The organism is Pseudobutyrivibrio xylanivorans (genome assembly GCF_010906925.1).
GTDB lineage: Bacteria > Bacillota > Clostridia > Lachnospirales > Lachnospiraceae > Pseudobutyrivibrio.
On record NZ_VTVE01000003.1, the window covers coordinates 305,934 to 327,668 of the forward strand.

The following is a 21,735-nucleotide window of genomic DNA, read 5'->3' on the forward strand; positions in this document are numbered from 1 at the left end:
TGGAGGTGTTATGGCACGAAAGATTTATCTTAGATTTGTATTTATGATTATTCTTGTGGCCTTGCTAGCAACAAGCTGTGGGGCTATGGCATATTATGCGCTTTTTGAAAAGCAGGTTCACGAGGATCTCCAGGTGACTGCTCAAATTCTCAGGGATACAGGGGTATTTCAAAATGCAGATATTGCTGCATTTGAGGCCAATCCGAAACTAGAAGAAGAAAAGCTTCGTGTTACCCTAGTGGACACCGATGGCAAGGTACTTTTTGATAACACCACACCTGCATCATCAATGAACAATCACCTTGACCGTCCTGAGATAGCGGAGGCTATGAAAAATAGCTGGGGAGAGGAAATACGTAAATCCGATACTATTGATCGAGTGGATTATTACTATGCAATCGTCCTAGACGACGGCCGTATACTTAGGATTTCAAAGGAAGTGGACAGCCTTTGGACTGTGATAATATCGGCGATTCCCTATTGCATGTCCATCATCATCATTGTTTCTATTATAGGAACCATCCTCTCGAAGCTTCTCACCCAAAGCCTTGTGGCGCCAATCATAAATGTGGCTGAGAATTTGGATGATGATGTGGAGGCGCCATATCCGGAGTTGTATCCATTTGTTAGCGAGATTAGAAAGCAACACGACAAAGTCTTAGAATCCGCCAAGAGAATTCAGGATTTCTCAACCAATGCCAGCCATGAGCTAAAGACTCCACTAACGGCAATTTCTGGATATGCACAGCTTATTCAGACCAACGAAATAGAGACAGAGCGACTACAGCATTTCGCAGGAGAAATCGAGAAAAATGCAAATCGTTTACTCAAATTAATAGATGACATAATAGCTCTTTCAAATCTAGATGCCCATGAGCTGCAGGATAAATTTGAAAAAGTGGATTTGTACGAGCTGGCAAAAGAAGAGATAGAGGTTTTAAAAATAAATGCAAATGCAAAAGACATTTTGCTAGAATTGGAAGGGGAGCCCACATACTTTCTTGGACGCAAAGATCTACTAGTGGAACTAATAGATAATCTTGTGGAAAACTCTATCCGCTATAACAACCCTGGTGGACACGTGTGGGTAAAAGTTCAGGAGGCTAATGGAAGAAAGATTCTATCTGTTGAGGACGATGGAATTGGAATCCCAAGCCAGGATTTTGAGAGGGTCTTCGAAAGATTCTACAGAGTGGATAAAAGCCGCTCCAAAGCCAGCGGTGGCACAGGCCTAGGTCTTTCCATTGTAAAACACATAGTGGAGTTGCACGATGGAACAATCCAGTTAGAAAGTGAACTTGATAAAGGAACAACCATAACTATTGTATTTTAGAAAAGGGAACACACCATGAAGAAACTACTTATAATTGGCGCCGGCGAGTACGGCCGTCTTGTAAAGGACTTGGCGCTTGAGGTTGGATATGACGATGCTGATTTTCTAGATGATAACAGCCAGCTTGCCATCGGTAAAATTGCAGACTACAAAAAGTTCGTAGGAGAATACGAGGAATTCATCGTAGCCATGGGCAATCCCCAGGTGAGAAAGAAATGTGTGGAGATGCTGTCAGCTGATTTTAAGCTTGCTATTATCATTCATCCTAGAGCCTATGTGAGTGGAGATGCAGCTATCGGAGCTGGCTCCATTGTAGAGCCAGGCTGCGTAGTGTACAGAGCATGCACCATTGGCCAGTCATGCCTTATTAATGCAGGCGCTGTGCTTAATCATGACAGCACAGTAGGAGACTTTTGCCAGATTGGATGCAACGCAGTGGTTACGGCCAGAGCTGTTGTGGCTGCTGGGACCAAGGTGGAGCACGGGAGTGTAGTTCATTCCGCTATTTAATTAAATGTTTGCAACTGCCCCTAATCCGTGCTACAATCAAACCAATATTATTTAACACAATTAAAGGAGGGTTTTACTATGTTTGAACAGATTAAATTACCATATGCAACAAATGCCCTAGAGCCATATATTGACCAGCTCACAGTGGAGACACACCATGGCAAGCACCATGCTACATACACCAAGACTTTCAACGAGTTAGCTGAGAAGGCAGGCATGGCAGATTTATCTGCAGAGGAGTTGCTTGCATCCCTTGATAAGGTTGGCGACGCTACACTTCGCCAGGGCCTTAAGAATCAGGGCGGCGGCTTCTACAATCACAATCTTTATTTTGAAATGTTTTCACCTAGCCCAGCTAAGGCGCCTACAGGCAAGCTGGCTCAGGCTATTGACGATACATTCGGAGGACTTGATGCTCTTAAGGAGCAGCTTACCACAGCAGCCACTACACAGTTTGGTTCTGGTTGGGCTTGGCTTTCTACTGACAAGTCAGGCAAGCTCACAGTTTCTAAGACAGCCAATCAGGACAACCCAATTTCTGAGGGCACAGGTATGATTCCTCTGGTAGCCCTTGATGTGTGGGAGCATGCTTACTACTTAAAATACAAGAATCTCCGCCCAGACTATATCAAGGCATTTTTTGAGGTGCTTGATTGGGCAAAGGTAAGTGCTAGATATGAGGAGATTGTAGGCTAATAGAATTGATCTGCAAAAGGGGGACCCATGACCAGACGAGAACGAGAAATCACAGATACAAATGAAATCAACCGCATCCTAGACACATGCAAGTATTTGCATCTAGGTCTAGTGGATGACGGTAAGCCATACGTGGTGCCAATGAATTACGGCATAGACCATGACGATGCAGACGGGCATTTGATTGTCTACCTTCACGGTGCTAACACTGGTCGCAAGCTAGACATCATTAAAAAGAATTCTGATTGCTGTTTCACAATGGAGTGCAATATCACACCATTCGAGGGTAAGATGGCATGCCAGTACGGTGTGGCCTATGAGTGTGTTATGGGCACAGGCCAGATTCATCTCATAGATGACCCTGCTGAGAAGGACCGTGCACTTCAGGCTATCATGAAAACTCAGACTGGCCACGACCATTTCCAGTTTGATGAGAGGATGGTTTCTATCGTTAGCGTCATGCGTATCGATGTGGATGAACTTTCGGCAAAGCATCGCCCACTTCCTGCAGCCATGACTGAGAGCTAGCGGAATCTAGCGGAATTCGCTTATTGATAAAAATGCGTCTATACCTTATAATCCTAGAGGGCTATTCTGACATTCCATCAGATGATTGCCCAGTATAGAAAAATGATGAATTAGGAATCAGGTATTAAAATGAATAAAGCATTTGATTTATTAGATATAATTGTTAGAAAGATTTTTGGATTAGTTTTCAAAATAATGCACAAGGAGTACACAGATGGGGTACACGAGGCTATGCTTCAGTTCGTTAAGTTTGGCATCGTTGGTGTGACTAACACATTTCTAGCCCTCGCCATCAATTGGATATCTCTAATCGTCCTTGAGAAGATGGGAGTATTAGTTGATAATCCTAGTGGTCAGGCTTCCATAGCCAATGTCATAGCATTTCTTCTCAGTGTGCTTTGGTCCTTCTACTGGAACAACAAGCTTGTGTTCGTATTAGAGGATGGCCAGCAGAGAAATCTACTACGCACCCTTTTGAAGACTTATGTTTCATACTCATTTACAGGAATCTTTTTAAATACACTTTTACTCTATCTATGGATTGATGTGATTGGCTTGTCCAAATTCGTGGCACCTCTTATTAATCTATTAGTAAGTGTTCCAATTAATTTCCTTATTAACAAGTTTTGGGCATTTAAATCGAAATAATCCATTTCAGTGGAAATACAAGTCCTAAATTAAATACTAATAATAATTCAGCCTTCTGGCGGTACTTGACCAGCAACATGGTTCGGTGCCCCCAGAGGGTTTTTTTATATGCAAAATAAAAATATTATTTTTTTACTACTTTCTAATTAAAAAGTGTTGACTTAGTAATAGGGAAATATTAGAATAGAAATCGCATAGTAGCAATATGGTACTCATACAAACGGGTTTAAATACTTAATAGAACCGGGGAGTCGGATTTTGCTAGGTAATTGTTATAAACGAGAATACATAGAATTATCATTTATGAACAAATTGTTATGCATAAGTGAATATTATATGTACAACTAATTGCTGAATTGTTACAATCAAAGAAGCGCACTAGAGCAATTATTAGCAAAAGGAATAAAGTGGTCAATAAGGCACTTTATAAAATATAGAAGAATAATGAGGTGAAAAAGATGGAAAAATTAACAAAGGAGGACTTGAGTGAATTAACTGGCATGACCTTTAAAATCGTTACAGTTAATGACTCGGTTGTAAGAAATTCTGACTGTGCTTTTTTTGCAGCACTCAATGATGAAGAGGCTAATGCATTTATCGAGGACATGAAAAAGGAAATTCCTGAGGGGGATTACAATTTTGCAACTAGACCATACGATGTGCCTAACCTATCCTATATCAACAAGATGTTTGACAACAACTATCGTGGATTTGAGATTGTAAATTCCGGATTATATGCACCAGCTGAGGAGCTCTACGAAAAGAGACAGGACGTAGTAAACAAAATCGCTAGTATTTACAACGATGACGGATGCCTATATGTAGGTCTTAATTCTCAGGGAAAGGCCATTGCCAATCCTGTTGGCGACATCCAGGTTACAGCATCATTTTTTACAAATGTAGAGGATGCTAATGAGCTTCAGGAAACTGGAGTCGCAGCCCACTCAATTGAAAGATGGATAGTTAATCCACCTGCCGACGCGACAATTTTTTCTATTGATGGCCAGGTTGTATACGGTTGGGAAATCGTAGAGGCAACAAACAAAGTTTGGTCTCAGTACATTGTGGGCTTAGACAAGCTCAAAGAATTGGTTGGTAAAAAGACACTCAGTGTACTTGTTACAGACGATGAAGCACAATCTCTTATCAAATACGAGGGAGTGCCAATCATGTTCCTGACAGCATCATCTATTAAGGATTTTGTTGAGGAGAACAAAGGTAAGATTGCCGAGAAGTTTTTATTGATGACAGTATCAAATGCTGAAGGCGTGAAGTTAGTGACTGGAAGAAGTAAATATGCATTTCTCGATACTGACGAAGGTAGATATGTATGTGCGAGAGAGGATTTGGAGAGCACATTTGCATAATGCCATTATGATAGATTAATCGATTGTAATTGAGAAAGGTTATAACAGTGATGGGAGAATATGCAGAAAAATCAACAAGCAGGGGAATTGGGTTCGATAATTCCAATGTAGCATATAGCGCTATTGGAATTAGTGATGTTGAAGTAGCTAATGAACAAGTTATGAAAATGTATGACGAAGTTGAGGCAACTGTTTATTTTACTTGTGCAAATGTGGCCGCTGCCCGAATTCGCGATAATGTTAATCTATACAATACTTTTAGTCGTGACGAAATCGACGCTTTGCTGTTCTATTGTATGGAGGCCTATCGACGAGTTAAGGAAAGAAGACCATTCGACGGCTCATCTCCATTTGAAGCATATATTACAAAATTTGTATTACCTACCGGCCGACAGCTTTACGCCAGAAGCAAGCAGACTGACTATGACCACCTTGTGTCAACAGCTGTAAATAAAAATGGTGAGAAAAGCTACTACGGTACAAATGGGAAGATGGTTAAATTCTCAACCATCAATGATCTTGATGATGAGGATGAATACAATCGCCTAGAATCAAGATATGAAGATGGATTTGAGGACCTGATTATTAACAAAGTAGACGCAGAGAATGTTCTTATCGATGAAGAGTTACTTTCAAAATTAGCGACTATTCATCCTCTGTTAAAAATTGTTTTTAATTTTTGGGCATCTGACTGCAAAGATGGATATTTACCATTCTATAAATATTTATCTGATGAGCGAGTTTTGCGCCTTGCAGCTAGAGATGAAAAATGTGCTAAATATGTTCTTCAGAAAGATGATGGTAAAAAATACATCAACCCTAGCACAGCTTCCAAACTGTTATATAAATTTCAGTCCATTCTGACCGCTGAAGAGGTCAAGGAAATAATTAGATTTGGAACCAATGTCACGACTAATCCATATCTGGGTTATATGATGAGTGGACCGATGACACTTTAGAAAGGAAATGTGAAAAATGAGTGAGTTACTTACTAAAGAATTGACTGTAAGACAAAAGGATATTCTCAAGTCAAAAGATTTACCACAGCAGTGGGATCAGCTTGACATGAGCATTCAGGAATCTATCGAGTCAATCGAAGAAATGCTCCAATTTTTAGAGCAGAAGTATGGCAAGACTTTTGTCTATGCAGGCTACAAAAAGGCAAATCGTACTTATCACGATGAAGAATCCCTTTTGGCTTACGCTGTAGGCGATGATCCTGAGACACAGAAATGTCTTGTAAATCGTACAAAAGATGGACTTGAAGACACATATGGTTGGGTACTTGCATTCCCAGTTTTCCGCAAAAAAATGCAAGATAAAGTCTCTGACTTATTAAATGATAACAATTATAAGCTATTCACCAAACTCCTTGGAGTTTCAAACGATGGCACAGTTAAAGCATCTACAGTTGTTGTAGTAATTGAAACAGCCTATGACAACGCTTCAAAAGAACTCTTTGACAAGGTGGCATCAAGACTAAGCAATGAGGAAGGAGTATACAAGATTCTCATGTATTGTGTCGCACCTGGCACAACTGAATCTATGGCTCAGCACAACTACGAGCAGATTATGAATTCAGACAATACATTGGGTAGATACTCTGCATTGGCTAGCGCAAGCAAGTAGAAGGGAGTGAGGTGAAAAAATGACAGATGAAAATTTAGCATTACTAGAACAAGTAACATATATCGATAAAAATGTCTTAGATGCAGCTGGAATCGATATGGATCTTCTTCCTATGGACAAAGGTGATACGCTCGAAGAGGTATTGGAAGTCTTTGATGAGGATGCAATTAAAAACCTAAGAGATCAAGGCGACACAGTTATAGAAGGCGCATTGCAAAGTGGTAATGAGTGGGCAGATATAATTGAAAAACTCAAAGCTAATCCAGAATTAATGAATCTTGAGGTCGTTAAGTCGGAGGCTACTGTTGCAGGTACAGCTAATCTTAATGTTTGTTATGAGAACCCTGCAACTGGTCAGGGAATTATCACATATAAAGGTACAAGTGGATACGAGGAGTGGTACGACAATACCTTAGGATTAACTCAGACAGAGACTCCGCTTCAGCAGGATGCGTTGAGATTCTACAATGAGTGTGCACAGCAGTTTGATGATATGATTGTAACTGGCCATTCAAAGGGCGGTAATAAAGCAATGTATGTAACAATTGCTGCTGAGGATGACAAGATTTCTCAGTGTGTTGCATTTGATGGTCAGGGATTTTCGAATGAATTCCATGAGTACTATGCTGATCGAATTGCTGAGAGAAGTGGCAAGATTACAAACTGTGCAATCAGTACTGATTTCGTCCATGGTTTAATGAAGCCAATTCCAGATATTAATTGGCAATTCTTCCAGGGCTTTGGAATGAGTAGTGGAGCAGAATACCACAGTCCAAACTCATTCTTCCAAACAGATGAAAATGGAATTATTACATCTGCATCTGGAGAACCTCAATTCGTTGGGGCTGAAGAAAATGAGAGTATTAAACATATAAATGGATTTACAACATTTATTATGGACAATTATTCCAAAGAAGATTTACAGGAAGCGGCCAGCTTCTTAGGGAATCTAACAGGATATGCTTGTGGCCAAGGTGATTATGGAAAAGCTCTTAATTATCTTGTTTCTAATCCAGAAACTCTTTCTAAGGTTAAGGGAATGGTCATGGATTACGGCAAGGCTAACAATCTTAACGAACAGGATTTTGATAACTTCGTTACAACTTTCTTTCCAGATCAGGAGATGGCTGAGAAGGTACAGACAATATGCCATTATGTAAAAAACAAGGATAACCTTATAGATGGAGGTTTGAAATTCTTGGTTGGATATAATGAAGGCGGATTAGAAGGAGCACCAGAGATGATAGATGGAGCATCAGAAGTAATTGGAGTAGGTCTTGAAGATTTGGGCGCAGGTCTCGGAGAGAAGATAGATGAAATCGGTGAAAAAATCGGTGATAAAATAGATGAGGGTGGTGAAAACCTCAGCTCAAAAATCAACGAAGGAAGCGATTCTATTGGAGACTGGCTTGAAGAAACAGGAGAATCAATTGGTGGACCATTTGATGAACTGGGAGATTTATTAGGTGGTGCCGTAAGAATTGGTGGAGATATTCTTGGCGGTGTTACTGAAATTGGCGGCCAGGCTCTTGGTGGAATAGCAGAAACAGCAGGCGATGTATTAGGCGGAATAGCTGAAATCGGAGGAGATGCTGCGGGTGCTATTACAAAGTTTGGCGGCGATTTTATATCTAACACAGTTGATAAAGCTAAAGATGTTTTCAACGGAGCTAAAGATGTTTTCAATGGAGTAAAAGAAGCATTTAGTGATGTTGGCTCATTTATTGGAGAAAAAATATTTGGCAAGACACCTGCAACAAAGGAGACGGCGGAAAATACTCCAGCTCCATCAGTAGAGCAGTCAAACGGCCAGAGTACAACTGAAGCAGCACAGGGCCAGAGTCAGGAAGAAAAAGGTATTTCTGGAGCTGCTGCTGGTGCTGTAGCTGGAGCAGTTGCTTCTGCAGGAGCTGCTACAGCCGGCGTTGTCGGTGCAGCTGCAGCGGAAGCTGCTAAGAAGGCGGCAGAAGCAGTAAATGCTGCAAAAGAATCTCATGCGCTTAATGAGGTAGAAGACCAGTATTCATACCCAACTGGTCAGACTATGGAAGATGTACTTAGCGGATTATCAGCAGAGGGCAATATTGTTATCATTAATCCAGTTATTATCAATGGCCAGGTTGAGGGTTCTACTATTGCTCCTTCATACAATGCAGGTAGCCACGCTGAGGACCCTTATGTAGTTCCATTGGATGCTAAGAAAATTTTGGATGTAGATCCGCTTGCTATGGAAATGAAACGACCTGTATCAAAAGAAGATATTGCAGGTGTTTTGAGTAGTGAGGGTGGAGATATTGCTTTAATCGGCGACATCGCTGCATTGTTCGGTGCATTATCTGAACAAGAGAATCAGCTTAGCCTTAGCGAAATAGCAGAAAATTGGCATCAATCTCATCCTATCGATTTTCAATCATATTTGGACGGTAAAGAAAATACAATGGGTGACATGAATGAAAGAATATCTGGTGCTTTACAAAAATTCCTTGAGGGACAGGGCGGTATAGAAACTGGTATTCTTCCTGCTGCTGGAATACAGAATGTTCTTCCATTTGATTCAAACTATACACCATATAACTTTACTAGTACGGAATATAAATCTATTATCATGCCTGAGGCAGATAATCAGATGCAGGCCACAAGAAGAATGGCAGCGCACTGCTAATATTAAACGAAAGAATTATAGTTAATATTAATTTATGGATGCGGCAAGCAATTGCTGCATCCCTTTCGTGTTTATTCTGTTAGGGAGATAACTATGAAAAAGAAAATAATTATTGCGACAATGCTATCTGTATTTAGCCTTTACTTTGTGGGATGTAAAGATGAAAATCATACAAAAGTAGATGTGGATTCATATTTGAAAGAAAACGGTTTTGCAAGCTGTCAGGTAGAGGGTGATTGCCAAGTAGCTGATGGGAAAAAGCAATACTGGGATGTGTATGATGAAGAGAATGGTGTGCATTTTAATGTCATAAATGTCACTGATGAATCCGGTTGGATGGGCAGTCAGGAGATGTATGACAATTACGATGCAAAACTAGTGGAAGAACACGTAAAAGATCTTCCTGAGCATGAAGGTGTGGAAATTGTTACGGGAGACATGTGGTCAGAAAACGCCAGCTTTGAATTTGAATATACTAATTTAGATGAACTAGAGGAAAAATATAATATCGTAAAAAGCTGTGCAAAATATTTGGATGATTTAAGTTCTGATGTTGAAATTAGAGTTTCGGCTAATTTGGCTGGACCTAGAGTAGATTATTACAAAGACAAAACTATTGATGGGATTTTAAAGTACACTGATGTTGCTCCGCTAAGCAATTATTCCGCTATTAAAAGTGGAGAAACACTAGATTACATCAAAAAACAATATTTTCAATTGGGATATACATACCGTTTTCCAGAAATTGAAGAGGAAATGAAAAGTTCTGATATAGACACATTCTTTGAGGATAAATACACTAATTGTGCAGCGGTATATCATAGTGGTGACCCAGCTGATGAAACAAATGAAGATTATGCGGTATATGATGATATCTATACTGATGGCACTCTTACTTTTGGAAATCTCTATTATCTATTAATTGATGAGGGATTTGACGTAGAGGGCTCTGTAGACAACTTTACTGTTCAAGGAGTAGATGGACAGATGTGTCAATTCTCTTATGGATATGCCGGTAGCGGCGAACATGGTACCTATTATTTAGTGGATGATGAAGAAGTATCATGTGATTGCAATTACTTTAAACTATATAAGAAAACAATCTATGATTTATTTGGATTAACTGTTGAAGAATACAGTGAGTAACAATTAATTGGAAACTTATTAATATCTTATATAAAAAAGGAAAAATTGTTATGACAGAGAAATACAGTAAACTAACTTTAATATGGGCAATAACATCAATATTTTTCTATTTTACAGGTTTCGTTGCGCTAGTGTATTCGGCCAAGGCAATAAAGGCCGGCGGAGAGGATAATAAACAAAGAAAAAGAGGAGCAACTATAGCAAAAGTAGTATTAATTTTTTATCCAATTTTTGGTTTAGTCTCATGTATGAATGCGATAACTAACTTTCAAATCCCAGGCTAATGCCAACAAAGAAATCTAATGCATAATATTGCCCTGCAGAGAATCTCTGTAATATAATAATTGCTATAAGAGCAAAGGGGCGCAGTCCATGAATGATTTCATCAAACAGTTATCTAGAGAAGATGTGTTGGCAAATCTCTACATAAGGACAAATAAAAAGTTTCCGCACAAGCATGAGCTGGAAGCTTATGATGTTGTTATGATAGACTTCTACCAGTATACAGGGCTGTTTTATTATTATAAAAATGCCATTCGATTTGAAGTCACAAAAGAGATAATGGAGCATTTTTTGCTCACTATTGATGAAATGATTTGGACAGTCAATGCCAATACAGGTGATGACTTTGTTCTTTTGCCAGAGGATGATGCTGGAATCTATAGGCTCATCGACAAGAATGGAGACAGTGTAGAGCGTATTTTGCTTAATAACACAAAAATAGATACGTATTTACGGACTATTGATGATGGTTTTGGATTGGAGATGTATCCTGCGAAATATAATCAATGGTACGTTGTAGCTATTGCGATTCCCGGGGATGATGAGTATGTAGAGGACTATCGCAGCTACATTAAAAGTCAATGCAGAAATCCCATAGATATGTACTATGGCATTGATTCTGACGGAAATATAATTGAACAAGAGATGTAAAAAGACCTGACTATGAGGTGAGCCTCCGAGTCAGGTCTTTTGAGTTACAAAAGAGAATTAAAATTTCTATTCATTAGATGTAGTGATATCTATTTGGAAAGATCTATTGTATTCCTCTGAACTACTTTTCACCATATAAGCCCAGAAATAAATATAATCTCCAGTTTCTTCAGTTGTAATATTGTAGTCGCCACTGTTAATTGCAATAGTTGACGCATCTATGTCATTAGGACGATTAAAATATACATAAAAGTTATCTTCATTTGACTCTATATAATAAGAACCAAGCAAAGTCTTGCTGCTGTCAGCATTCCAAGCTGTACTATCAGTTTGTTCTATGCTAATAGGCTCCTCAGTTAGGCCGCAAGCTATGACTCCATTACATTCTGCGCTGTTAACAGTAGCGATATATGGCTCAGCCCCATCTGCCATTGACTCGCTGTACCATAGATACTGATTTATATAAGGCAGAATAGATTTTAAATTGTAGCCAGTGTCTGATGCGATAGTATGTGAATCAGGATCTGGCATTTTAGCATTGGACTTGTAATCAATTATGGCTATGGAGTTACAGTCCAGTTTTGATACAAGGTCATCTAATGGAAAATCCGTCAGATTCTGATTACATGTTTTAATGATAACTTTGGCAGCATAGTTTTCTTTATCAAAATAATCGCTGTAATTATCACCAGTAAATTTCGCTTTAAAATAGTAATTTGTTTCATAGAAAGGAAGAGAAACATCTTCTACTGATGGACATTCACTCTTAATATATGATTTAAGTCCATCAAGTATTTCTGTCTTTTCGTAGTCATCTGCTCCGTCTACTGTATCTTCTTCACCAGAAATTTCCACAGTGAATTCCTTACCTTCATATTCCATTGATACATGAACCGTACCTGTAGCTGCAGGAGTAAGATTTGGGACAGTATTATCTGATGGAAAAACATTAGCCACATCATTAACTGAAGGAGTAAAACCATATTTTTCCTCAATATAGTTAATGGCGTTTGCTTTACCTGTTTTTTTATAAGCCTTCATCTGGGAAACATCATCTAAACTGTATCCGCATCCTGCAAAAGAAAAGGACATTATTAATGCTAATGAAATAGTTTTTAAAAATCTACCTTTCATAACTTAGTATATTACTCCTTTGCTATTATTGTTTTAATACGAAATATTATACTGCAAGCCTTGTAACAAAGCAAATAAATAAAAAGAAAAAAGAATTCTCGGTAAATGGAAAAAAACAATTTCTTTTTGTTGAAATAAAAATAGGGAAAAGAAGAAGGTTTTTTCAAAGAAAGAGGATATAAGATGTCGGAGCTAAATTACGTTAAGAGCGAGCCGAAAGAACATATTTTAAAATCAGAGATTTATGAGGTTCAGTCATATTTCAATGACCCTGACCTTATGGATATATATAAGCGACTTAAAGCTAATGTAATTGATATTAACGGTTCGAGCATTGTAAAAACAGTACAGGGAACAGAACAGGATTTCCTTGAAATGATGAACAGGGCAAAGCGATTTCTTGTTCAAAACTATTATGGATTAAAGGATGATGAACAGAGAAAAATATTAGAAATGTTCCAATCAGCCGTGTTTGGATACTATGTTTTGACTCCTCTTTTGGATGCTGTTGATGTATCTGATATAAAAGTCCTGGCCTGGAACAGAGTTGTTTGTAAAGCATCGGGAAATCGATATGAGACAAACGTGAGCTTCCTGTCAGAGCAGGATTACAATGATTGGTACGAGCGATTACAAAAGATTCATCGAATAAAAAACAACATCCACAATGCGGCAACATATTGTACGGATAGAAAATGTGATGATTCCTATTATCTTCGAATCGATTGGCAAAATCGTCGATTGGTTTCGACAGATGACAATAACATCCACATCAGAAAAATCCCTACCAAAAAATATTCTTGGGATTATCTGAAGGAAGCAGGAATGGTCAATGATGAGATGATTGAGTATTTCAAAGACCGTATCAACAACAAATACGGATTTTTGATTTCTGGTGCCGGTGGTTCCGGTAAGACATCGCTTTTGAACAAGCTGCTGGATTGGATTCCTTTTAATGAGTCAGTTTTGATATCTCAGGAGTCGGACGAGTTGTACTCAACGGTACATCCGCAGATGCAGTTTGAGCACACCATGACTCTAGAGCAGGGACAGGAAAGTGCAACTTACTCACTAGAGGACGAGCTTAGATTGGGATTGCTTCAGGATATTGATAATTTTGTCATCGGTGAGATAAAGGGTGCAGAGGCATTATATGTATTTACTACAGCCTTGAACACCGGTGCTAGATTCCTTGGAACAATACATAGTAACGACGCTGCAAGCTCAGTTACACGTCTTGCCCAGTGTGCTAGATATAAATCAGATTATCCTATGGAGACATTGGAAGAAATGCTTACAGTCGTTCCATTTGTTTTAGTTCATATGAGCCATTTCGGAATCAGAGAGATTCTTGAAATAGAGGGATACGATTACGAGTATCAACGTTTGAAATTTAGAAAAGTATATAAGAAACACAATGGTTAGTAGATAGAAAGGATTTAGAAATGGAAAATCATAAGTTATTTTTACATGAACAGACAGTTGAAGTTGAAAGCACAGAAAAACATGAGACTATACAAAAAGTTGAAATCAATGAAGGCACATCAGGTGGAGACATCACTGAGAGATTGGATAAGTACAGACCATTGGAGCAGGAGCAGAGATTAGTTCCAAACTATGACACTGAAAACTTCAATCCAAACAAAAAGAAGCTAGTTACAACAGAAAAGACTAAAACAGTAGTTAAGAAAAAGAAAATAAATAATCCTGCACAGGAGGCAATGCTTCGCCAAAAAAAATTAGAAGCAGCTGCTGATCGTCAGTTAAAAAAGGAAGAGGCAGCTGCAAAAAGAAAACAGAGAATTGCTGAAAAAGCTCTCAGAAAAGAGGAGAGAAAGGCAGAGAAGGCCCACAAGAAAGAGATTGAGCGTCTTAATAGAATGCTCAGACCAGTAAGCCGAAAGACATTTGAGGCACTTGGAATTATTTCATTTGATTCTAAAGTAGCAGCTATTAGAAAAACTGACGACCATTGGATTAAGACATACAAAATCGAAGGTATGAACCCTCACAATAGAAATGAGTTTATCGATCAGCTGGTTAAGGTACTGACAATCAGAGCTAGAATCACATCTAACTTCCACTTGGCAGAGACAGGAAAACTTATCAGAACTGATTACCTCACATTTTTCCTAGATGCAGAAATCTACGAGACAGTCAAGCTGACTCTTGATGCTGAGGTGGAGAGAATCAATAGGATTCTTCCAGAGATTAATATTGTAGAGATTTCAATCAATTGCTTGATGAATCAGGTTAGAAGAAACTTCCTTTATGATGGCGCAGACGAGGATTTCTCAGTCATGGTAAAGAGAAAGAACAACTGGAAGCAGAACGCATTTAATGACATCCAGGTTACAGATGATTATTTCTCTATTAGTGAGAAAACTGGTGCTTGCTTACAGGTAATCCAGTATCCTGGCACAATCGAAACTGATTTGCTCAGTGAGCTTCTTAAAATCAATCAGCCAATCATGTTCGTGACAGATATTCATCCTGTAAACCAAGAGGCCAATGATGATTACAAGCGCGTAATCGAAAGACGTTTCAATCAAAGAATAGACGAGTTTGAGAATTCATTTATTAATGTTGGATTTACAGTGGTAGTAATCACACAGACACTCAGACAAAAGGATGAGGTTATCGATTCGGTTGAAAAACTTTTCTGCGACAAGCAGATGGTAATTTCGCCAGTATACGGAAATATAACTGATGTATTAGAGAGTAGTTTTTCTTATGGAATCAAGGATTATCATTCTATGAGAAATATTCCTATGGACCAGGTAAAGAAGCTGGTAGTGTAAGTTGGAGGATTTCTAAATGGTATTAACAGAATATGCCCGCACAAAATTAATGGATGAGCCGCTACACGAGAAATTTGAAACAGTGCAGCAGGTGTTTTCCATTGTCAGTGTGGATGATACAGGAATATTTGAATTACCAAATTCATATTTTTCAAAACAGTATAAATTGTCAGATGTTAACTTTCTGGGCGTTACAATTGAGGAACAGGCCGCTATTATCCGCTGGTTCTCAAAGGTTCTAGAGACTGTACCTTGTAGATTTTCCTATATTGTAGCCAACGAGTATGTAGATGAAGTTGAGTTCAAAAATCAAGTATTATATCCACTTGCAAATGACGAGCTAGACAATCTCAGACACGCTTTTAATAGAGTAATTGCAGATAAGCTTACAGATGCAAAACAGGGATTATATCAGAGCATTTATTTCACACTTACATGTAAAGCTGATGATATGAAAGATGCTAGAACAACATTCTCCACAATGGATACAGCCATTAGAACAGCTTTTATTGAGCAGGCTACTGATGGTGTGTCAGGTTCTGTCATGACAGAGGTTGGCATCAATGAGAGAATGCAGCTTTTATACAATTTTACTCACATTGGTTTAAATACAAGCTTTAAGTTTGATTTTGATGAAGAAGTAAAATATAGACGAGATTGGTTAAATACAATTTCGCCGGGGTCGCTGAGATTTGAAAATGAGATTTTTTACATGAATGGCAAGGTGGGAAAAGTTATCTACATTGATGACTATCCACGAGTACTTGAGGCTGACATTATTAGTAAGCTTTCTCAGGTCAACTGTACATCGTATATTTCAGTAAACAATGAGATTTTGCCTACTGAAGTTTTGAAAAAAGAACTTCAGAGAAAGCATATGAAGGTCGGTTTGAAAATCGAGAATGAAAAAAGTAGAAACCGAAACCAGCATGATTATTTGGCAGACGCTTCTGCAACTCTTCTTGCGTCAAATAAAAAGATTGAAGATTTTGAGCGAGAAATTGAGGACGAGGACCAGAAGTATTTCAACACAACAATAACAATGCTTTTTATGGCTGATGACCTAGAGCAACTTCAGAGTATTGAAAACAAAATCATTACTCAGGCAAGCTTAAAATCAATTCAGTTCAAGCCTTGTTTCGCAATGCAGAGAGAGGGCATCAACACTTCATTAGGTCTTGGAATTCAGGAGTTCAAGCATGTATGTAACATGTCCTCTACATCTGTAGCCATGTTTATGCCATATAAGACTCAGGAGCTTAATGATGAGGGCGGCGTATACTACGGAATCAATCAGCTTTCTAAAAATGCGATTTTTGCAGATAAGAAGCGATTGAAAAATAGAAACAGCTTGATTCTCGGTCAGTCTGGTTCTGGTAAGTCAGTAGCTGCAAAGCTTGAGACAATCTGTTCATATACCGTATATACGGAAGATCAGTTTTTGATGATTGACCCTAATGCGGATTACTTTGAAATCGCAGGCATTGTTGGTGGAACAGTTATTTCCTTTGACCCACAAAAGCAGCTTTTTGTAAATCCTCTTGATGTTGATTTTACAGATGTTGAGTATAGCGATTTGGAAGGTGTTATTTACGAAAAAGCCGACTTTATCCAGACTCTTATCAGCTCATGTATCAGAAGAGATCTGAGCGAGGATGAGCTTCCGGTTTTGAATAAGGCAATCGAGAAAGTATATAGCGAGAATTATTCAACTAGAAGACAGCTTAATGGTCTGGGAAATGCTGAGTCAGAGTTTGTCATTCCAAAGCACATGCGAAGCGAGATGTACTATGGAAATGAGAAATACACATCACTTTCTAGAGAAGAGCAGATACGTCAGTACTCACCAACACTACAGGATATTTATCAGTGCTTGGTTGATATGAATGATTTCCATGCAGAGCATGTGGCCAAAATGATGGATACATTTGTAAATGGTGCCCTTTCACTATTTAACCACCGTACAAATGTTGATTTAAATAGTAGATTCATTTCATTTGACCTGTCACAGACACAGGAAAACATGAGAGTAACTGCCATGGTAGTTATGATGGAAATGGTTAGAAATACAATCCGTAAAAACGGACGAGAGGGAAAATGGACTCATGTATATATCGACGAGTTCCATGAGCTTTTGGGAATTGAGTGCGTAGCAAAATTCGTTTTGAAGCTCTGGAAAGAGGTTCGAAAAATGAGTGGTCTGATGACCGGAATCACTCAGAACATGAGTGACTTAATGCGTTCAGAAAATGACATGAACCTTGCACAGATTTTCTCAAATACAGAGAGCTTTTTCCTTTTATCACAGTCTACTCAGGATAAGGAATTGCTCATGAAATTTTTACCAGGTATTTCAACAGCGATGTTTGCTTATGTTGATAATGCAGCAAGTGGTACAGGCTTGCTGAAAATGGGACCTGTAACTGTTCCATTTGACATGGTAATAAAGAAAAATAGCGAGATTTATAAACTTGTAAATACAGATGCCGGTGTCATTAGAGGAGCATAAGTATGAAAAATTATGGTACAAAGCGATTGTCCAAGGACGAGCTAGTTCACGCTAAAAAAATTGGAAAGCTGTTGGAAGACGGCGATCCATCACTGGGGCATAGCGACAGATTATTACGAGAAGCTACAAAAAACATTATAAACTTTGGAGGCGGTTCACCGATTGGCAAGGATAGATTTGGTGAAGAGACTTTCGATCTGGAGGATTTTGAAGAAGAAGCTGAAGAAGAAGTTTATCAGCTGAAATCAGGCAAGAAAGAAAAAAAATCTTTCTTTAAGAAAAAGGCTGAGGAGGAAGAAGAAGCTGAAGAATCTGTAGATTTAAAAAAGGTAATATCGCCCAAAACAAAGGATTTCAAAGAATTAAAGAAAGACTTGGCCGGAAGCTACATGATGAATGCCAGAGGAGGCAGAAGAGGTCGCGGCAAAGACGACGAAAAGGATGACGGTAAGGAAATTGCTGGCAAGATGCTTGGCAAAATGATTATCGGCGGAGCCTTGATGATTCCGGGAGCAAATGTAGTCGGTGGCATGAACAAAATGGTGCTGAATAAGACTCCCGCCAAGGTGGATAACAAAGAGTTTACCCCGGAAGAAAGAACTGCAATTAAAAAGCAGACAGTGGCCAACGTAATGAAAGAGAACAAGTCTCTTTTGGGAGACCCACCTCTTGAAGGCGGAGCCGATGGTGGCTCAGGGATTGGAGACATTTTCAAGGGCCTAAGCGGAGGCAAGGCAGCTCTTTTAGGTCTTGCTGGCAAAGCAGAAGCGGGAATGCAAGGCTTGCTTGCAGCGGCTTCAGCGAAATTTGGAGCGTTGATATTTCCGTTTGTCAGTGTGACAGTAATATTTGCGACAGTATTTTTCAATTTTCACGCGATATCTTCAAGTGTCCTGGAAGGATATGCCACCGTCCGTGGTGAACTTAGGGAGAGTCAAATATCTCCAGATATAATTGAAGATATGATATTGGAGCGAGGGTATACACTTGACCAAGAGGGGAATAAAGTATCTACTCTTCCGGAAGAACAGCAACAACTCTTACGATTTTTGTTTTCTACGGTAGGATGTGGCTATTCTCAGGCGTGGAATAAAAGAAAAGGGCCAGATAGTTATGATTGCTCCGGCTTGGCCTATGTGTCAGAGCACAGTATAGGCAAAAATGTGCCAGATGACTGCGCAGCTGGAGAAGCCTATGGATTGTTTCAAGACGGCAAAATCATAGAGGATGTTACCACTGATTTGGAAATTGGTGATTTGATCTTCTATGGTGGCCATGATAACGGTCGTTATCTAGGAATATATCATGTGGCTATTTATGTTGGAAATGGTCATGTTGTAGAGGCGTATAACTCGAAAAGAGGCGTAATATACGGGCCGGTTAGAACGAAAAATGCAATTATGATAGGCCGCCCGTAAAGAGTATATTTAATAAAAAGGAAAAGAAAAATGGCTGGTATAACAAAATCGAAAAAAAAGGACCCAGGTACAATAATATTAACCTGGTTGGCTGTAGCATTAATACTTGCTTATTTAGGTATGATGTTCGGCGCTGTATGGGATAGAAGAGGTGGATTCACAACTTTATTCAGTAATTTTGCTGACTACTACTTTACATTCCCACCACATCTTATTGTGCAATACACCAAGTATTCTAAGTACTTTATAGTTGTATTTGAGAGTATTTGGACATTGTTTTATCTGTGGAAATCTACAAAAGTATCATACGATTTCGCAGGCGAGGAGTACGGTGATGCCCAGTGGACAACAGCAAAGGCATTTACCAATGAGTTTGGAAATCACGATGAGAATAATTTGGTAGAGGTTAATTTTGGTGACAAGGAAGAAGAAGTTAGAAGAAAGTTTCCTACACTTCAGTTTCCATACACTGTTAACACCAAAAACTACTGGATTGCAGAGGGTGTTTATCTAAATATTGACAACCACAAGACATCCAACTTAAATGCACTTGTTGTAGGACCTCCTGGTACTGGTAAATCATTTAGATTGGCCCGTCCAGTACTTTCTCAGCTGGCTGGTAACTACGTAGTTACTGACCCTAAGGCTGAGCTCTTCCATCAGACTGGTCAGTATTTTGAGGATAACGGATATGAGGTAATGGTATTAAATGTAGAGTCTCAGGACGCTATGAAGGATTCAATCCACTTTAATCCATTTAGATATATCAGAAATGAATCTGAGATTATGTCAATGGCTCAGATTCTCATGAAGGCTACTACAAAGCCAGATTCAGATGCTGGTGCTAATCAGTTCTTTGAGGATTCTGCAGAGATTCTTTTGACTGCTATTTTATATATTCTTCATTATGATAGACCGGTTGAAAAACAGAACTGGAGAGAGTTTGTAAAGCTACTTGAAGCTACAGCGGTACATCAGAATGAGATGGGTAAAATCGAGAACTATGGTATGCCTCGATACAATCCTGATGGAACCATCATGACAGACCACAGTGGTAATGTCATGGTTCAGGGTGGTCCAGACTGTGAACCGGGTATTCTCAAAATCATCACTGACTGTGACAAGAGATGGAGAGAATCTCCAGAACACAAGGGAGATGGAAGCCACTTCCCAGGATATGTTGATATTGAAAAATACTACAATGGTGCAGCAGAGACAACTTCATCAATCGTTGCATCACTTGACGCGCACTGTCGCTACATGAAGCTGCAGTGTGTTCAGGATTTGCTTAGTGAAGATGAAATCGAGATTGGTAAATCATTTGGTTATAGTAAGCCAGATGAGAATTCAAAAACAGGTAAGAGAATTCTCTATCTTGTTACATCAGAGAATCAGCATTACTTTGACTGGATTGTATCTGTCATCTATTCATTATTCTTTGATGAATTATACCATCTTACAATGATTGACCCATGGTTTAATGAGACATTGCCTCATCACCTTACTTTCCTGATGGACGAGTTCGCCAATGTAACATTGCCAGATTCATTTGTTGAGAGACTTTCTACAATGCGAAGCAGAAATATGTCTGCATTTATCATTGTACAGAACTTGATTCAGTTAAAGAGAAAGTTCCCTAAATATGATATGGACCACGATTTGATTGGTAACTGTTCTGTAATCGAAATCCTTGGTGCGCCAGATCAGGATTCTTGTGAATACTTGAGCAAGATGTTTGGTAACCAGACTATCCACAAGAGATCTATGGGAAATACTTATGGTATGCAGGGTTCATCTAGTCATACTGATGACATTATGGAGAAGCCACTTTTCTCAGCTCAGCAGATGTATGGAATGAAAAAAGATGGACCAGCGGCAATTATTGTAAAGGGTTCTAATCCACTTTACGAACCAAAGGTTGCCTTCGAAAAGAGTCCACTTATGCCGCTGTTATGTAGAAAAGACCCTTACTATGAGCCAAAGCAGAGGATTCGAAATGTAGTAGAAGAGCCTGCTGCAGCAGCTCCTGTTGTTGAGAGGGAAGTTGATTACAGTCAATTTGGCACTAGAAGAATAATTGTGAAAAAGCTAGTGACAAAGGGATTTAATGCAGACCAGATTGATGCAATGACACCTGTTATTATGAACGTGCACACAAGACTAGATGATATATATGCATTAATTAATCCAAGCATGAGCGTAGAAGAGATAGAAGAGAAGCTATACGCAAATTAATAGAATCATTTTATTTAGAAAACAAGCCTGTCACTTTGATATGTGACAGGCTTGTTGGTTTGTTAGGCGAAAAGTAATGGGAACATACAGATATTTTTCGATTTTGGAAAAAAGATAATTTATTTTATTAAATAATATATGAAGGGGAGATGCGGATGATGAGTACACATCATTAAAAAAATAAAA

Annotated in this window: 18 protein-coding genes; 17 read left to right on the forward strand and 1 reads right to left on the reverse strand. The window is 38.9% G+C overall.

Annotated elements, in window-relative coordinates; all coding sequences use genetic code 11:
• The first annotated feature begins 10 nt into the window (after positions 1-10).
• The 12 genes from F0Q01_RS10720 to F0Q01_RS10775 all read left to right on the forward strand — a co-directional run bounded on the left by F0Q01_RS10720 (position 11) and on the right by F0Q01_RS10775 (position 11,452).
• Positions 11-1,333, forward strand: coding sequence for a sensor histidine kinase (locus F0Q01_RS10720; RefSeq protein WP_090488807.1), 1,323 nt, complete (start codon positions 11-13; stop codon positions 1,331-1,333).
• Positions 1,334-1,348: 15 nt separating this feature from the next.
• Positions 1,349-1,843 (forward strand): hypothetical protein, encoded by a 495-nt coding sequence (locus tag F0Q01_RS10725; RefSeq protein ID WP_090488809.1) that lies wholly within the window; start codon positions 1,349-1,351, stop codon positions 1,841-1,843.
• 78 nt (positions 1,844-1,921) lie between these two features.
• Complete coding sequence (locus F0Q01_RS10730; protein ID WP_090488811.1) at positions 1,922-2,539, forward strand: superoxide dismutase; 618 nt, start codon at positions 1,922-1,924, stop codon at positions 2,537-2,539.
• A 27-nt stretch (positions 2,540-2,566) separates the two neighbouring features.
• A complete protein-coding gene (locus F0Q01_RS10735) occupies positions 2,567-3,067 on the forward strand; it encodes a pyridoxamine 5'-phosphate oxidase family protein (RefSeq protein ID WP_090488813.1) in 501 nt (166 codons plus the stop codon).
• A 129-nt stretch (positions 3,068-3,196) separates the two neighbouring features.
• Entirely contained in the window at positions 3,197-3,715 is a 519-nt protein-coding gene (locus F0Q01_RS10740) for a GtrA family protein (RefSeq protein ID WP_090488815.1), read from the forward strand.
• Positions 3,716-4,173: 458 nt separating this feature from the next.
• Entirely contained in the window at positions 4,174-5,082 is a 909-nt protein-coding gene (locus F0Q01_RS10745) for a hypothetical protein (RefSeq protein ID WP_090488817.1), read from the forward strand.
• Between the two features lie 29 nt (positions 5,083-5,111).
• Positions 5,112-6,041, forward strand: coding sequence for a hypothetical protein (locus F0Q01_RS10750; RefSeq protein ID WP_143096658.1), 930 nt, complete (start codon positions 5,112-5,114; stop codon positions 6,039-6,041).
• A gap of 16 nt (positions 6,042-6,057) precedes the next feature.
• The gene (locus F0Q01_RS10755; RefSeq protein ID WP_090488821.1) at positions 6,058-6,711 is read left to right on the forward strand and encodes a hypothetical protein; all 654 of its coding nucleotides are present in this window, start codon (positions 6,058-6,060) and stop codon (positions 6,709-6,711) included.
• Positions 6,712-6,730: 19 nt separating this feature from the next.
• Positions 6,731-9,373, forward strand: a complete 2,643-nt coding sequence (locus tag F0Q01_RS10760; protein WP_090488823.1) for an Mbeg1-like protein — start codon at positions 6,731-6,733, stop codon at positions 9,371-9,373.
• Between the two features lie 93 nt (positions 9,374-9,466).
• Positions 9,467-10,519 (forward strand): hypothetical protein, encoded by a 1,053-nt coding sequence (locus tag F0Q01_RS10765; protein ID WP_090488825.1) that lies wholly within the window; start codon positions 9,467-9,469, stop codon positions 10,517-10,519.
• A gap of 50 nt (positions 10,520-10,569) precedes the next feature.
• Positions 10,570-10,803 (forward strand): hypothetical protein, encoded by a 234-nt coding sequence (locus F0Q01_RS10770; protein WP_090488827.1) that lies wholly within the window; start codon positions 10,570-10,572, stop codon positions 10,801-10,803.
• A gap of 88 nt (positions 10,804-10,891) precedes the next feature.
• Positions 10,892-11,452 (forward strand): hypothetical protein, encoded by a 561-nt coding sequence (locus F0Q01_RS10775; RefSeq protein ID WP_090488829.1) that lies wholly within the window; start codon positions 10,892-10,894, stop codon positions 11,450-11,452.
• Between the two features lie 66 nt (positions 11,453-11,518).
• Here F0Q01_RS10775 and F0Q01_RS10780 read toward each other — a convergent pair whose 3' ends face one another.
• Complete coding sequence (locus tag F0Q01_RS10780; RefSeq protein ID WP_090488831.1) at positions 11,519-12,586, reverse strand: hypothetical protein; 1,068 nt, start codon at positions 12,584-12,586, stop codon at positions 11,519-11,521.
• A gap of 183 nt (positions 12,587-12,769) precedes the next feature.
• On the opposite strand from F0Q01_RS10780, the gene F0Q01_RS10785 reads away from it, so the two are divergent.
• The 5 genes from F0Q01_RS10785 to F0Q01_RS10805 are packed head-to-tail and all read left to right on the forward strand — an operon-like array spanning position 12,770 to position 21,549.
• On the forward strand, positions 12,770-14,011 hold the full coding sequence (locus tag F0Q01_RS10785; protein ID WP_090488833.1) for an ATPase, T2SS/T4P/T4SS family: 1,242 nt from the start codon (positions 12,770-12,772) through the stop codon (positions 14,009-14,011).
• Positions 14,012-14,031: 20 nt separating this feature from the next.
• Positions 14,032-15,387 (forward strand): cell envelope integrity protein TolA, encoded by a 1,356-nt coding sequence (locus F0Q01_RS10790; RefSeq protein ID WP_090488835.1) that lies wholly within the window; start codon positions 14,032-14,034, stop codon positions 15,385-15,387.
• A 16-nt stretch (positions 15,388-15,403) separates the two neighbouring features.
• Positions 15,404-17,896: a VirB4-like conjugal transfer ATPase, CD1110 family gene (locus F0Q01_RS10795; RefSeq protein ID WP_090488837.1), complete on the forward strand. Its 2,493-nt coding sequence runs from the start codon at positions 15,404-15,406 to the stop codon at positions 17,894-17,896.
• Between the two features lie 2 nt (positions 17,897-17,898).
• Entirely contained in the window at positions 17,899-19,314 is a 1,416-nt protein-coding gene (locus F0Q01_RS10800) for a C40 family peptidase (RefSeq protein ID WP_090488839.1), read from the forward strand.
• A 30-nt stretch (positions 19,315-19,344) separates the two neighbouring features.
• A complete protein-coding gene (locus F0Q01_RS10805; RefSeq protein ID WP_090488840.1) occupies positions 19,345-21,549 on the forward strand; it encodes a type IV secretory system conjugative DNA transfer family protein in 2,205 nt (734 codons plus the stop codon).
• The last annotated feature ends 186 nt before the right edge of the window (positions 21,550-21,735 follow it).